Below are 13,138 nucleotides of genomic sequence, written 5' to 3'. Positions count from 1 at the left end.
CTTCTTTAATTCAAATAGTTTTCGCATACCTCGTCTAGTTCTTTTAAGACGTCTTCTACTTCGTTCCACGAATAGATGGATGCACCCGAGGCAAGTGGATGTCCGCCGCCTTTGAACTTTCTCGCTACCCCATTGATCACCGGTCCCTTTGAACGGAGCCGCACCCGTATTTGGTCGCCTTCCTCAATGAAAAAGACCCAGGCTTTAATCCCTTTTACATTTCCTAAAGTTCCAACAAGCAGGGAGGCCTCCGCCGGCATTGCCCCGTATTCCGCTAATAACTCTTTTGTCAATCTAACAGAAGCAACACCGTTTTTCTGGAGCTCAAATGTTTGGAGAATATACCCGTTTAACTTGATGATATGGGCATCCAATTCGTACATCCTGTCATATAGTTCAGTGCGCGAGAAATGATAGTGGATTAATTCGCCCGCATAGGCAAACGTTTTTTCTGTCGTACTTGGAAAAAGGAATCTGCCTGTATCACCGACAATCCCGGCATATAGCAGTCTTGCCGCCTCATCATTCATTTTCAAGCCTAATTCTCTTCCGGCTAAATAAAATTCATAAATCATCTCACTGCATGAGCTTGCATTTGTGTCGACCCATAATAAATCACCATAAGGATCTTCGTTTGGATGGTGATCAATTTTGATCAGCTTATCTCCCAATGAGTAGCGGTCATCACAAATCCGTTCAGCATTTGCCGTATCACACACAATCACTAAGGCACCCTTATAGACTTCATTCTCAATTACATCAAGCCTGCGAAGAAATCCTAGCGTTGGTTCTTCCTGTCCAACAGCGAAAACCTTTTTCTCCGGGTAGGATGCTTGTAAAATCGCCGCCAAACCGCCTTGTGAACCATAGGCATCAGGGTCAGGACGGACGTGGCGATGAATAATAATCGTTTCATATTGTTCAATTGCTGCTATTATTTTCTCAATCATAGGGTCTCCTTCTTAGAACCAAATGTGGCATTTTTTTAATAGAACATGTACAATTATAGAAGATTTTCGAAACCTGGAGGAACAGATCATGTTTGTATTCGTTGTCTTAATTGTACTATTATTTGCTTTCTATTTATTTTATAAAACAAAATACTTCAGAAGCAACCGTCATGTCGAAAAGAAATGGCTTTCAGCAAAAGCAAATATTGCCCTTGGGCTTTTTGTATTATTATTTGGTATCAATCATCTGCTATTCATCTCCGAATCAACGGTGACTTATCTTGTTGCCGCAATATTTATTATTTATGGCGCCATATTCAGCTGGATTGGCTTCAAAAAATATAAACATTACCTTCCATTTGCCATCGAGGAAGCAAAGACCCTCGATGCTCAAAAATAAAAATTTGAGCCGCTTCTCAGGCTGGGAAGCGGCTTTCACATTGTTAACTTCTGTCAATTAACTGACACATCATCATCGCTTTTCCAACCAAGACCCCTTCATTGAACACCTCTACATCTACCTTGCCAAATTTGCGTCCTACTTCGAGTATCTTTGGATAAATTTCTAATCTGCTCTCCATTTGAACCGGTTTAATAAAGTAAATGGTCATGTTTTCGACAACGAGGTCACCTTTTTTATAGCTTCTTAGAACCCGGTTGGCAGCGTCTGAGACAATGGTCGTAAAGACACCATAAGAAATAGTTCCGAGGTGGTTGGTCATTTGCGGCGTCACTTCGCAGGAGTATACTTCATCCCCTTTTGCCCTACCCTGCATTAATACCATTTGATTGGTTACGATGTCATCAATCGTTTCCCCAACCTGCGGCTGCCGTTGGTTCATTTGCAGTGCCTTTAAGACATCCTGCCTGCTGATAATCCCTTCTAAACGGTTGGAGTCATCGGCAACGGGAAGCACTTCAATCCCTTCCCAAACCATCGTGTGGGCGGTCGAAGCGACACTTGTCTTCCCATTAACCGTCATTGGATGTTTCGTCATAATCTTGTCGATGGAAGCTTCTAAATCCTGACCTAAAATATCCTTACTTGTCACCATTCCTTGAATCTTCATGTTCAGGTCAACAACAGGATAACGGCTGTGCGTTGTTTTTTGGTTAAATTCATGCCACTTTGCCACCTTATCAGACGTTTTTAAATAATACGTGTCTGCAAGTGGTGTTAAAATATCTTCTACTAAAATAATTTCCTTTTTGATTAATTGGTCATAAATGGCCCGGTTAATCATCGTAGCGACCGTAAAGGTATCATAGCTTGTAGAAATAACTGGCAATTCCATTTTATCTGCCAGTTTTTTCACATGTTCCTCAGAATCAAAGCCTCCGGTTATTAACACTGCAGCCCCTGCTTTTAACGCCAGCTCATGTGCCTGCGTCCTGTTTCCGACAATTAACAGGTTCCCAGCTTCAGTGTAACGCATCATTGCCTCAAGTTTCATTGCCCCGATGACAAATTTATTAAGGGTTTTATGCAAGCCAGTTCTGCCGCCTAATACTTGACCGTCCACGATGTTTACTACTTCGGCAAACGTAAGCTTTTCAATATTTTCTTTCTTCTTCCGTTCAATTCGAATCGTGCCAACTCTTTCAATCGTGCTGACATACCCCTTATTTTCCGCTTCCTTAATCGCCCGGTAAGCTGTACCTTCACTTACGGACATCGCCTTGGCAATTTGCCTGACTGATATCTTTTCTCCAATCGGGAGTCCATCAATATATTGTAATATTTGTTCATGCTTCGTAGCCAAGACCTTCACCCTCTATTTTCAAATTCCAATTTATCCAGTCATTCCTTAACCAGATTTGTCTAAATTTTATTATAGAGTTTAAAAGGCCTTGATTCAATGCGGTTTCTTACAAAGTCACCTTATTCCCTTTAATATGAGCGGGATTTCTTTTTTTTCAGCTGTGATTGGTGTCTTTGTCCTTGTCTTTTCGGGCTATAAAGCAGACCAGTAAGATTTCCAGCGATCACCATCAATGCAAACGCAAGCCAAGCGATCGAAAATATTCCCTCCGCACCATTTGCATGAACCGATAATCTCGGTATTACAAAATAGAGCATGAAGGCCACTAGCAGCAGACAAAGTAAATATCTATTTTTCTTCAACTTTTCTTCCTCCCTTTAAAAAATACGGCTTGTTCCATCTTTATGCACATAGGAGGAAAAAAAGTATATGAACGCCTAGAATCGGGCTTAAAAATCGATTGCTTCGCCTGGGACTAACACTTTACCATTTTGATTTTCAAGCAGTTCAATAAATTGATATGGATCCTGTTTAATAGGCGGGAATGTATTGTAGTGCATCGGTACAACCGTCTTGGCATTTAACAGTTTAGCTGCATAGGCTGCATCTTCAGGTCCCATGGTAAAATTGTCGCCAATCGGCAAGAAGGCTAAATCAATCGGATGGCGTTCTCCAATCAGTTTCATATCCGAGAATAATCCCGTATCACCGGCATGGTAAATGGTTTTTCCTTCGCTCATAACAAGAATTCCGGCTGGCATACCGCAATAGATGAGTTCATTATTTTCAGTTTCGTAGCTCGAGCCGTGGAAGGCTTGTGTCAGCTTTACTTTACCGAAATCAAACTGATAGGCACCGCCAATATGCAGGCCGTGGGTATTGATTCCCTGCCATTCTAAGAAGGTAGCAATTTCGTGGTTGGCAATCACAAGGGCATTATGCCTTTTTGCTAACTCAACAGTCTCCCCGACATGGTCATTGTGACCGTGCGATAATATAATCACATTTGGTTTAACCTCTTCAACAGTTAAGTCCGTTAATCGATTTCCCTTAATAAAAGGGTCAATTAAAATTGTTTTCCCATTTGTGATAATTTGGACAACCGAATGTCCGTGATATGAAACTCTCATCATCCCAACTCCTTTTAAATTGATATAGTATGTACTTCTCGAAAAGTTTCTGAAATCCTTCCTCATTTATTCCCATAAGCTGCAGGTATTAGCACATGCTAAGATGTGTTAGTTTACAATTGAAATAAATATTGATACTCTCAAATTGGAATTGATTTTTTAAAATGGGGGCCACTAAACATGAATCAGCGATTAGTAAAGCTTCAAACATGGATGAAGGAAAATGAGACCGAAGTTAGTTTTCTTACTTCAACCGAAAATGTATTTTATTTAAGTGGTTATTACACCGACCCGCATGAACGATTGCTGGCGCTTGTTGTTTTTCAAGAGGAGGAACCGTTCCTCGTATGTCCTGCAATGGAAGTGCATGACGCCAAACGTTCCGGCTGGGAGCATGAAATCATCGGCTATAGCGACATCGAAAATCCGTGGGAAATGATTCTGCATTCTATCAATAAAAGAAGCAATGGTGTTTCGAAAGTGGCGATTGAAAAAGAACATATGAATGTCGAACGCTATGAGCATCTTACACAATTGTTCCCACGTGCATCATTTGTTTCTGCAGAAGAGAAATTACGACAGCTGCGTATGATAAAAGATGCAAAAGAGCTTAAAAGTATTGAAGAGGCTTGTGCCCTTGCCGATTATGCTGTGGAATTCGGTGCAAGTGAAATTAAAGAAGGCAAAACAGAGCTGGATATCCTTAATGCATTAGAGTACGCTTTAAAGCAAAAGGGTGTTAAAGAAATGTCGTTTTCGACCATGGTGTTGACCGGAGCAAATGCCGCTTCACCTCACGGGAACCCTGGCGAAACAAAAATTCGTAAAGGTGACCTCGTTTTATTCGATTTGGGTGTCGTCGTCGACAGATATTGTTCTGATATCACGAGAACCGTTGCGTATGGGGACATTAACGACAAACAAAAAGAAATTTATGATACAGTTTTAAAGGCGGAGCTCGCAGCCATTGAAGCAAGTAAGCCTGGTGTAACGGCAGCTGAAGTTGACCTTACTGCGCGTCGAATTATTGCCGATGCAGGATATGGAGAATATTTCCCACACCGTTTAGGCCATGGTCTTGGAATAGGCGTTCATGAGTATCCTTCCATGACTGAAACCAATCAGTTATTGATCGAAGAAGGCATGGTATATACGATTGAACCTGGAATTTACGTACCTAATGTAGCTGGAGTTCGAATTGAGGATGATATTTATATTACTGCTGATGGTGCAAAAGTTTTAACTAAATTCCCAAAAGAATTACAAATTATTAAATAGGCCCATTTGGATTTTTTTAACATTGAACTATCGAATGTATTGGTGTAATATACTAATACAAGCTGCATTGTTCGTAATCATAATAAAGTTTTAACCTTTAAGCTGTAATAGGGAGTTTAACCATCGAAGCTGGAATGACAAGCCTCTGTCTATAAGACATGGAGGACATGCAGAAAAGTTTCTGAAAACACCCACTTTGAGGAGTGGTGGTTTAAAACTTTCTTATATTTCTACGGCAAATGCGGCTTACATAGTATAAATTTAAACCAGCTTCTTTTGGGAGCTGGTTTTTTTAAAAAAGGAAGAGGAATTCCTCTTCTTTTTTCTTATTTTTCTAGCAATGGTTTTGTATCTTTGAATTCAAGTCCATGTGCTTCGGCAACCGCTTGGTAGGTTACATAGCCATCAAGGGTATTAATCCCTTTTAACAATGCCTCATTATCCAAACACGCCTTTTTATAGCCTTTATTAGCAATGTCGACGGCATATGGGACGGTCACATTTGTTAGCGCAAACGTTGAAGTTCTTGGGACTGCACCAGGCATATTCGCTACAGCGTAATGAACAACGCCATGCTTCACATATGTTGGATTATCGTGTGTGGTGATCCGGTCAGTCGTTTCAAATATCCCCCCCTGATCGATGGCGATATCTACGACCACGCTGCCTGGTTTCATCGATTGAATCATTTCTTCGCTAACAAGCTTCGGCGCCTTCGCCCCCGGAATCAGCACAGCACCAATAACCAAATCCGATTCCTTTACAGCTTCGGCAATATTATAAGGATTTGACATTAATGTTGTCACATTAGAGCCGAAAATATCATCCAATTGACGAAGACGGTCAGGATTTAAATCAATAATCGTCACTTTTGCTCCTAATCCAATCGCCATTTTTGCTGCATTGGTACCGGCCACGCCGCCGCCTATGATGGTTACTATTCCTCTTTGTACCCCCGGGACACCAGAAAGAAGAATTCCCATACCACCATGGACTTTTTCAAGAAATTGCGCGCCGATTTGAGCCGCCATTCTTCCTGCTACTTCACTCATTGGCGTCAATAATGGCAGGCTTCTGTTAGGTAATTGAACCGTTTCATAAGCAATCCCGACAACTTTATTATCGATTAAGGCTTTGGTTAATTCCAGTTCAGGCGCTAAATGTAAATATGTAAATAAAATTAACCCTTCACGGAAATATGGATATTCGCTAGGAAGTGGTTCTTTTACCTTCATAACCATATCCATGGACCAGGCCTCTTCTGCGGTTGCTGCCAGTTTCGCACCAGCAGAACGATAATCCTCATCTGCAAAGCCAGAGCCAAGTCCCGCCCCTGTTTCAATAAAAACCTCGTGGCCAAATTTCACAAGGGTTACCACTCCCGCAGGTGTCATTGCTACTCGGTTTTCATTATTTTTAATTTCTTTAGGTACTCCAATCCGCATGCCCTTACCTCCAAATAAATTCATATAAAAAAACCAAGTCAATATTAATATATCCTTTTGCCTAAGGAAAAATGTAACAACCGATCATCTTTATGGTAACACTTTTAAGAGCTTTACCACAAAGGACAACGCTCATAGCAGCAATCTTTATTAATAAATTCAAATATTTTTTAATTTTTTAAATGAAGTACGAACCGCCAAAACCAAATGCATTCCGTATCTAAATGGAATATAAAAGGCTGTCCATATGTATAGGACAGCCAGTCACCTTACTATTTTAATTGTCCCTACCCTTCGGTTGCAGCGTTATCGTCATTGTCAGCCAAAGCAGTTCCTTCACCAATGAAACCACTATTATACGAATCCATAATTTGCTGGCTCACTTCGTTAGTCCCCTGTTCATCAAAATCAAATGTAAATTTATGATTAGGTTCTCGTTTAACCATCGATAAATCTCCTTTCCATTCTTAGATACCTCATTATTGTTCGAAAAATTGAAACAATTATACGTTGTTAAATATTGTATAATAAAGATAAGGAGATGATCTCATGGGACTCAAATATCGGAATATTTTAGTCGCAATTGATGGATCGAAGGAAGCAGATTGGGCTTTTAAAAAAGGGATAGAAATTGCCAAAAGAAATAACGCGACATTGCTGTTAGTCCATGTGATTGATACAAAATCATTTGCCCTTATCCAAGCCTACGACACTGTCATCGGTGACAGGGCAGAAAAGCTGGCAAAAGATATGCTTGAAAACTATCAATTGCAAGCGAACGAAGCGGGGCTGCTCGAGGTTCAATATGAAATTGATTTTGGTTCACCTAAAGTAAGAATCCCTAGAGAGTTGGCTAAAAAGCACAAGGTTGATTTAATTATCTGCGGTGCGACCGGAATGAATATGGTGGAAAGAATCTTTATTGGCAGTGTATCAGAACATATCACACGCTATGCACCATGTGATGTTCTTGTCGTCCGGACCGAAAAAGATTCATAATCGAAAGCACGGAGCCAATCAGCTCCGTGCTTCTTATTTTACCCAAAATTATCGTTTTAACGTGAATGGACCTTCAATGTATAGTACAATTATAAATAACTTTTACTTCTTGGAGGAAATTATGAAAGAACATTTTTCTTTCGATCAGCGTCTTGGCATTTTTCTGCCCGATATGACCGAAGAATGGGACGATTACAGTAAAGATACTCAACAGGAGATTCTGTTTAATTGGGAAAAAATCCGCGGCTCCATTCCCGACCGAATTTTTGAGCTTGAAAATGAGATTAATCATAAACAAGCCCAGTTATCAGATGAAAATAATTTTGCCCGTTCCTGTCAATTGAACTCAGAAATAGCAGAACTGGCCTCCATTATCAATGACCTCTGGCTTTGGTACCGTGCCAACCAGACCATTTCGGAAAAAATGCATCAATAGAAAACTCCCTTCGATAAGGGAGTTTTCACTTTATAAATCTTTTTTGATTTCTCTTACTACATGACCAATTTCCGGTAGAATTAATTTACTCATTGCCAATTTCACCGCACCAGATGAACCAGGTGTAGAGAATACGGCTTTATTTTTGACTACTCCGGCAATAGCCCTCGAGAGAATGGCGGCCGACCCAATGTCCTCTTGATAGCTCAGCATCCTGAATAGTTCCCCAAAGCCAACGATTTCTTTCTCAAGCAAGCTTTGGACAGATTCAATTGTTACATCACGCTTGGCAATCCCAGTGCCTCCATTTGTGAGGATGACATCTATATCCTCTCGGGCGCATCCCCTTACTATTTCACTTTGAATCGATTCAGCTTTATCCTTGACAATGACGTAATCAACCACTCTATGCCCTGCTTGTTCCAGCAGTTTAATCATCAGCCTGCCGCTTTTGTCTGTTTCCTGATTCCTCGTATCGCTGACTGTGATGACTTTACAATTAACCGTCTTAGGTGCAACACTTTTATGCTCTTGCGTGCTCATTATTTAAACTCCTCTTTTTCTTTAAGGTAGCGAAGCTGGTAATATTTATGGGCAAGATCCGTTACTTTTCTTGTTAATTGATAGTTCGTTCCAGCACCAATCGCCATGCTGACTAGCGGAATTCCTTGAATGACCTTTTTTCGGAACAATGCAATAACCATCGCTTTTAAAAGCTGCTGGATAGGCTGCTCCAGCCAGGTAATATCAACAATTTCCTCATTTCCTTCGTAAAAATAATAATCATCGTTCGCTTCCAGCTCAGACATTAAAGATGCCCATCCTGCTTTTCGAATTCGCGGCGGCAATGTTGCGGTATGGAACACCTTTAAAGAGGTCATCATTTCAAATGGAGTATTCACCTCAAAACCGTAGGTCATCGCAATTAATTGCACAACCCTTAAATTAATAACCGCCATCGCCGGAATATCTGCACCTAAAAGCAGCGGTCCGCCTGTACCCGAAAGGCCGCCTTGAGCAAAGGAATAAAGTCGATGCCTTGCAATTTGCTGCTCTGCTATGTATTGTAACTGGTTAATATCCAGCCGCTTTAAGTCTGTTATTTTTTCTATATCCTCTTGAAAAATTCTCCCCGAGGCTAGTATTCTTTCCTTTGCGTCCATTTGAAGCTGCGAGCCTTGGATTAAACTATGTAGATGAAACAGCCAGCTATCCATGACAGAAAAAAATTGTTGTTGAACCTTTTCAGGTAATAACATAAAAGAACGTTCTAAATATTTTTCATATGTTAATTGAAAGTCGTTCGCCTCATAATTGAGCAAGTTCCTCTCCCAATCCCGTATTCCATTCAAAACTTTCGTTTCCCGGTCTGTCAATGGCATCTCGGTCCCCTCCTTCAACGCTTCTATTTCCAGTATATCACAGGAAATAGAACGTTAAAAAGGCAAAAGCCATTATATCAGCTTTTGCCTTTTTCCGGTATTAATTAATTAGTATCCGCCAAGCGGACTACATCACGCGCTATCATGACTTCCTCATTTGTTGGGATGATTATGACTTTAACCGGTGAGTGAGGATAGTTGATAAACGCTTCCTCTCCTCTTACCTTATTAAGAGCTGGGTCCCAATACACGCCCATAAATTCAAGACCCTTTAATACATTTTCTCTAATCACGTCACTATTTTCACCAATTCCGGCCGTGAAAATAATTGCATCGACACCATACATTCTAGAAGCATATGAACCAATATATTTATGAATACGGTTTGCAAACACATCTAACGCCAGCTGTGCCCGCTCATTTCCCTTTTTCGCTTCAATTTCAATATCACGTAAATCACTTGAAAAACCAGAAACAGCTAACATACCGCTCTTTTTATTTAGAACATCTAGGACTTCATCTGCCGTCTTACCGGTTTTTTCCATGATATATGGAATTAGCGCCGGGTCAATGTTTCCTGAACGAGTACCCATTGTTACCCCCGCAAGCGGTGTGAAGCCCATCGATGTATCAATTGACTTTCCGCCTTCGATGGCAGCAATACTTGCTCCATTCCCAAGGTGACAGGAGATTAATCGCAGCTGTTCAACCGGGCGTCCCAATAATTCGGCTGCGCGCTGGGAAACATATTTATGGCTTGTTCCGTGGAAACCATACTTTCGAATCCCATATTCCTTATAGTATTGGTATGGAAGGCTATAAAGAAAAGAATTTTCCGGCATCGTCTGATGGAAGGCAGTGTCGAACACTGCAATTGCCGGTACATTCGGAAGCACATCCATGAATGCCTTAATACCAGTAACATTTGCCGGGTTATGCAACGGAGCAAGTTCAGATAATTCGTCAATTTTATTTAAAACTGCTTCAGTTATGAGAACAGAGTCGGTAAATGTTTCTCCACCGTGAACAACACGATGGCCAATTCCTTCAATCTCGTCCAAGGATTTGATAATACCTAAGGTAGTTAGTTTATCTAAAAGCATTTTTACAGCGACACCATGGTCAGGAATATCAATGATTTCTTGGACTTTTTCACCACCGGCAGTAATCGTAAATACAGAGTCCTTCAGGCCAATTCTTTCGATTAGTCCCTTTGTAATGACCTCTTCGCTTGGCATTTCAAATAATTGAAACTTCAATGAAGAACTACCCGCATTAATTGCAATAATTTTTGCCATTTTTGCTTCCGCTCCTTTTATATAACAACATCGATTCGAACCGATTATGTTTAGTACAACTTATTTTGTGCAAACCGACCTTGTTTATTTCCCTCAATTCCTCATTTAATCATTGTCCTTGAGACATTTCAAGGAATAACTTGCTTGGGAGCGGTTTCAGTGTAAATGTAAATATATTCAAAATTATTATAAAAATTAAAAAGGATAAAACTAGGAATTTCAGCTAGTTTTATCCTTTATTTTCCTGGAACCACTTATCCATTTGGGCGAGAATTTTATCCATCTCAACCGCATTTGATAATTTGGGCAATTTCACGAGTAAAGCTTGCTTTGGAGGCTGGATCGCTTCGCCTTTTTTTTGCAAAATAAAAATACTCTTAGCTGAGCTTTTATTCTTAAACATGCTTTCTGGTAATTGCAGAAGTCCCTGGACTATTGTCGTATCTCTGATGAATTCATGAAGCTGGGCTGCTTGCTCACTTTCAAATAAACCGCTTGGGATAATGAAGAACAAGTAACCACCAGGCACGGCAGCCCTGACACTTTGCTCAATAAATAAATGATGTGAATAGGAATGTCCGACACTCGCCTTTAATTGAAAATCTGAAGCCCTGACATCATTCGGGTAAAAGCCAACCGGTAAATCCGCGATAACGGCATCAACTGGCTCGATAAATAATGGCTCCAAGCTATCCTGATTAAATAGCTGTACAGGATGTTCCTGTAAATTAGCATTAACATAGGCTAGTTTTATCAGAATGTCATCAATCTCAACACCGATGGATGATACCTCTTTATGTATGTGATTTAAAACAGTTGTTAATAAATTCCCTGTCCCCACTGCAGGATCTAGCAAGCGGAAGGATGGCTGGTTCATAAATCTCTCTACTAAATAGCCTATAAGCATCCCTACTGAATCGGGTGTCATTTGATGATTAGGCTGAACATTTTCTTTCATCCCTTTTAAAATCACTAGCTGGTAGGCCTTGCGGATATCTTCATTCGAATACTTTTCTAAATGAAGCTCTTCATATTGTTTTTTCAATCTTTTTGCCGTTAATTCACTTAGTTCCTCTTGAAGGATTGAACCTTGAAATAGATTTTCGCCCGTTTCGGCAAGGGCCTCAAGATAGCTGCAGGACAATTCCTCTTGTAAAATAAGGGCCGATTCATTAAATAGCGTAAATAACTGTTCCACCGGAGAAATAATCATATATTTCCTCCCCATCGTTAAATTTCTTTATCATTTTAAACAACAACTAAGAAGGCCCCGCCTGTGACGAGGCCTTCTTGATTATAAGATTATTTTGCTGCTTTAGCCGCTTCTAGTGCAGCTTCGTAGTTCGGATGGTTTGTTGCTTCACTGACATACTCTACATATGTGACAGTATCGTTAGAATCCACAACAAAAACAGCGCGTGCCAATAGTCTTAACTCCTGAATAGCAACCCCAAAAGCTTCTCCAAAAGAAAGATCACGATGATCCGATAATGTTTGCACGTTTTCGATGCCGCTTGCCGCACACCAGCGTTTTTGTGCAAATGGCAGGTCACAGCTGACGGTTAAGATTTTCACACTTCCAAGTGAATTAGCTTCTTCATTAAATCGGCGGGTTTCCGCATCACATACTCCAGTATCTAATGATGGCACAGAAGTAATTAACCGTACCTGCCCCTTAGTAGAGTCTAAAGTAACTTCTGATAAATCATTGGCAAGGACAGTAAAGTTTGGAGCTTTGTCGCCAACCTTCACTTCATTGCCTAGTAACGTGATCGCTTTTTCCTTAAATGTAACATTTGCCATTCTAACATCCTCCTTTGTCGTCGTTAAAGCCATTAAATTATCGCTTTTGTGACTTTAATATGTACAGTGTAAATATATCTTTTCAGAGCCATTATTGCAATTATTTGAGCCTTTCAATAAAAAAGTTAATCCTCCAAAGGATGGAAGATTAACCTCTTATCTAAATATCAAGATCAATTTTCGATTGATGCTGTTGAGTTTGCTGTTGGCTGCCTTGGTCTTTCTTCGAGAACATTTGCTGGATTTTATCTACCGCTTGTGGGGCGAGCTCTAAAATTTTCTCATACAAATGAGTACTCTCATCTAAATGAAGCATTTTGACACCTTGAGAGTTAACAATTAAAAAGGCAATTGGTGTGATGGAAACACCGCCCCCGCTACCGCCGCCAAATGGAAGCATTGACTGCCCCTGGCTTTGACCTTGACCTTGACCTTGACCTTGACCTTGAGACTGGCCCTGAGACTGGGAACCACCGGCCTTGAACTCACTGCCGCCAGCTGCAAATCCAAAGCCAACCTTAGACACTGTCAAAATGACACTTCCATCTGGGGTTTCAACCGGATCCCCAATGATAGTATTTACATCAATCATTTCTTTCAAGCTTTCCATTGCAGTTGTCATCAAACCCTGAATTGGATGGTTAGACATGCGCT

General features: G+C 40.5%; 16 protein-coding genes and 1 other RNA gene. 5 read left to right on the top strand and 12 right to left on the bottom strand.

Going from position 1 to position 13,138, the window contains the following annotated elements; all coding sequences use genetic code 11:
• Nucleotides 1-5: 5 nt before the first annotated feature.
• The gene (locus ACIQCO_RS15485; RefSeq protein ID WP_400430071.1) at nt 6-950 is read right to left on the bottom strand and encodes a DHH family phosphoesterase; all 945 of its coding nucleotides are present in this window, start codon (nt 948-950) and stop codon (nt 6-8) included.
• A gap of 88 nt (nt 951-1,038) precedes the next feature.
• On the opposite strand from ACIQCO_RS15485, the gene ACIQCO_RS15480 reads away from it, so the two are divergent.
• On the top strand, nt 1,039-1,350 hold the full coding sequence (locus ACIQCO_RS15480) for a YtpI family protein (protein ID WP_066090781.1): 312 nt from the start codon (nt 1,039-1,041) through the stop codon (nt 1,348-1,350).
• A 43-nt stretch (nt 1,351-1,393) separates the two neighbouring features.
• Here ACIQCO_RS15480 and ACIQCO_RS15475 read toward each other — a convergent pair whose 3' ends face one another.
• The 3 genes from ACIQCO_RS15475 to ACIQCO_RS15465 form a co-directional block, all read right to left on the bottom strand.
• Complete coding sequence (locus tag ACIQCO_RS15475; protein ID WP_400430068.1) at nt 1,394-2,713, bottom strand: DRTGG domain-containing protein; 1,320 nt, start codon at nt 2,711-2,713, stop codon at nt 1,394-1,396.
• Nucleotides 2,714-2,841: 128 nt separating this feature from the next.
• Nucleotides 2,842-3,075: a hypothetical protein gene (locus ACIQCO_RS15470; RefSeq protein ID WP_400430067.1), complete on the bottom strand. Its 234-nt coding sequence runs from the start codon at nt 3,073-3,075 to the stop codon at nt 2,842-2,844.
• Nucleotides 3,076-3,162: 87 nt separating this feature from the next.
• On the bottom strand, nt 3,163-3,843 hold the full coding sequence (locus tag ACIQCO_RS15465; RefSeq protein ID WP_400430065.1) for a metal-dependent hydrolase: 681 nt from the start codon (nt 3,841-3,843) through the stop codon (nt 3,163-3,165).
• A 180-nt stretch (nt 3,844-4,023) separates the two neighbouring features.
• Here ACIQCO_RS15465 and ACIQCO_RS15460 point away from each other — a divergent pair, with 180 nt between their 5' ends.
• The gene (locus ACIQCO_RS15460; protein ID WP_400430063.1) at nt 4,024-5,121 is read left to right on the top strand and encodes a M24 family metallopeptidase; all 1,098 of its coding nucleotides are present in this window, start codon (nt 4,024-4,026) and stop codon (nt 5,119-5,121) included.
• 56 nt (nt 5,122-5,177) lie between these two features.
• Nucleotides 5,178-5,373, top strand: a non-coding RNA gene (gene ssrS / locus ACIQCO_RS15455) — 6S RNA.
• Nucleotides 5,374-5,447: 74 nt separating this feature from the next.
• Here ssrS and ald read toward each other — a convergent pair.
• A complete protein-coding gene (gene ald, locus ACIQCO_RS15450; protein WP_400430061.1) occupies nt 5,448-6,566 on the bottom strand; it encodes an alanine dehydrogenase in 1,119 nt (372 codons plus the stop codon).
• Between the two features lie 287 nt (nt 6,567-6,853).
• Nucleotides 6,854-7,012 carry a hypothetical protein gene (locus tag ACIQCO_RS15445; RefSeq protein WP_400430059.1) on the bottom strand — a complete coding sequence of 53 codons (159 nt, stop codon included), beginning with the start codon at nt 7,010-7,012 and terminating at the stop codon, nt 6,854-6,856.
• A 103-nt stretch (nt 7,013-7,115) separates the two neighbouring features.
• Here ACIQCO_RS15445 and ACIQCO_RS15440 point away from each other — a divergent pair, with 103 nt between their 5' ends.
• Nucleotides 7,116-7,565 carry a universal stress protein gene (locus ACIQCO_RS15440; RefSeq protein ID WP_400430057.1) on the top strand — a complete coding sequence of 150 codons (450 nt, stop codon included), beginning with the start codon at nt 7,116-7,118 and terminating at the stop codon, nt 7,563-7,565.
• A 121-nt stretch (nt 7,566-7,686) separates the two neighbouring features.
• The gene (locus ACIQCO_RS15435) at nt 7,687-8,001 is read left to right on the top strand and encodes a hypothetical protein (RefSeq protein ID WP_400430056.1); all 315 of its coding nucleotides are present in this window, start codon (nt 7,687-7,689) and stop codon (nt 7,999-8,001) included.
• 30 nt (nt 8,002-8,031) lie between these two features.
• Here the strand turns inward: ACIQCO_RS15435 and ACIQCO_RS15430 are convergent, their stop codons facing one another.
• The 6 genes from ACIQCO_RS15430 to ytfJ all read right to left on the bottom strand — a co-directional run bounded on the left by ACIQCO_RS15430 (nt 8,032) and on the right by ytfJ (nt 13,133).
• Nucleotides 8,032-8,544 (bottom strand): MogA/MoaB family molybdenum cofactor biosynthesis protein, encoded by a 513-nt coding sequence (locus tag ACIQCO_RS15430; RefSeq protein WP_400430053.1) that lies wholly within the window; start codon nt 8,542-8,544, stop codon nt 8,032-8,034.
• Nucleotides 8,544-9,383, bottom strand: coding sequence for an EcsC family protein (locus ACIQCO_RS15425; protein WP_400430051.1), 840 nt, complete (start codon nt 9,381-9,383; stop codon nt 8,544-8,546). Before ACIQCO_RS15425 ends, ACIQCO_RS15430 begins: the two co-directional genes overlap by 1 nt.
• A 104-nt stretch (nt 9,384-9,487) precedes the next feature.
• On the bottom strand, nt 9,488-10,681 hold the full coding sequence (locus ACIQCO_RS15420; protein WP_400430049.1) for an acetate kinase: 1,194 nt from the start codon (nt 10,679-10,681) through the stop codon (nt 9,488-9,490).
• Nucleotides 10,682-10,910: 229 nt separating this feature from the next.
• Nucleotides 10,911-11,894 carry a class I SAM-dependent methyltransferase gene (locus ACIQCO_RS15415; protein WP_400430047.1) on the bottom strand — a complete coding sequence of 328 codons (984 nt, stop codon included), beginning with the start codon at nt 11,892-11,894 and terminating at the stop codon, nt 10,911-10,913.
• Nucleotides 11,895-11,983: 89 nt separating this feature from the next.
• Nucleotides 11,984-12,484, bottom strand: a complete 501-nt coding sequence (gene tpx / locus ACIQCO_RS15410; RefSeq protein ID WP_400430046.1) for a thiol peroxidase — start codon at nt 12,482-12,484, stop codon at nt 11,984-11,986.
• Between the two features lie 160 nt (nt 12,485-12,644).
• The gene (gene ytfJ / locus ACIQCO_RS15405; RefSeq protein WP_400430045.1) at nt 12,645-13,133 is read right to left on the bottom strand and encodes a GerW family sporulation protein; all 489 of its coding nucleotides are present in this window, start codon (nt 13,131-13,133) and stop codon (nt 12,645-12,647) included.
• Nucleotides 13,134-13,138: the final 5 nt, after the last annotated feature.

Source organism: Neobacillus sp. NPDC093127, assembly GCF_044754175.1.
Classification (GTDB): domain Bacteria; phylum Bacillota; class Bacilli; order Bacillales; family Cytobacillaceae; genus Neobacillus.
The sequence above is the reverse complement of the archived record's forward strand: the minus strand, read 5'-3'. Positions and strand labels throughout refer to the sequence as shown.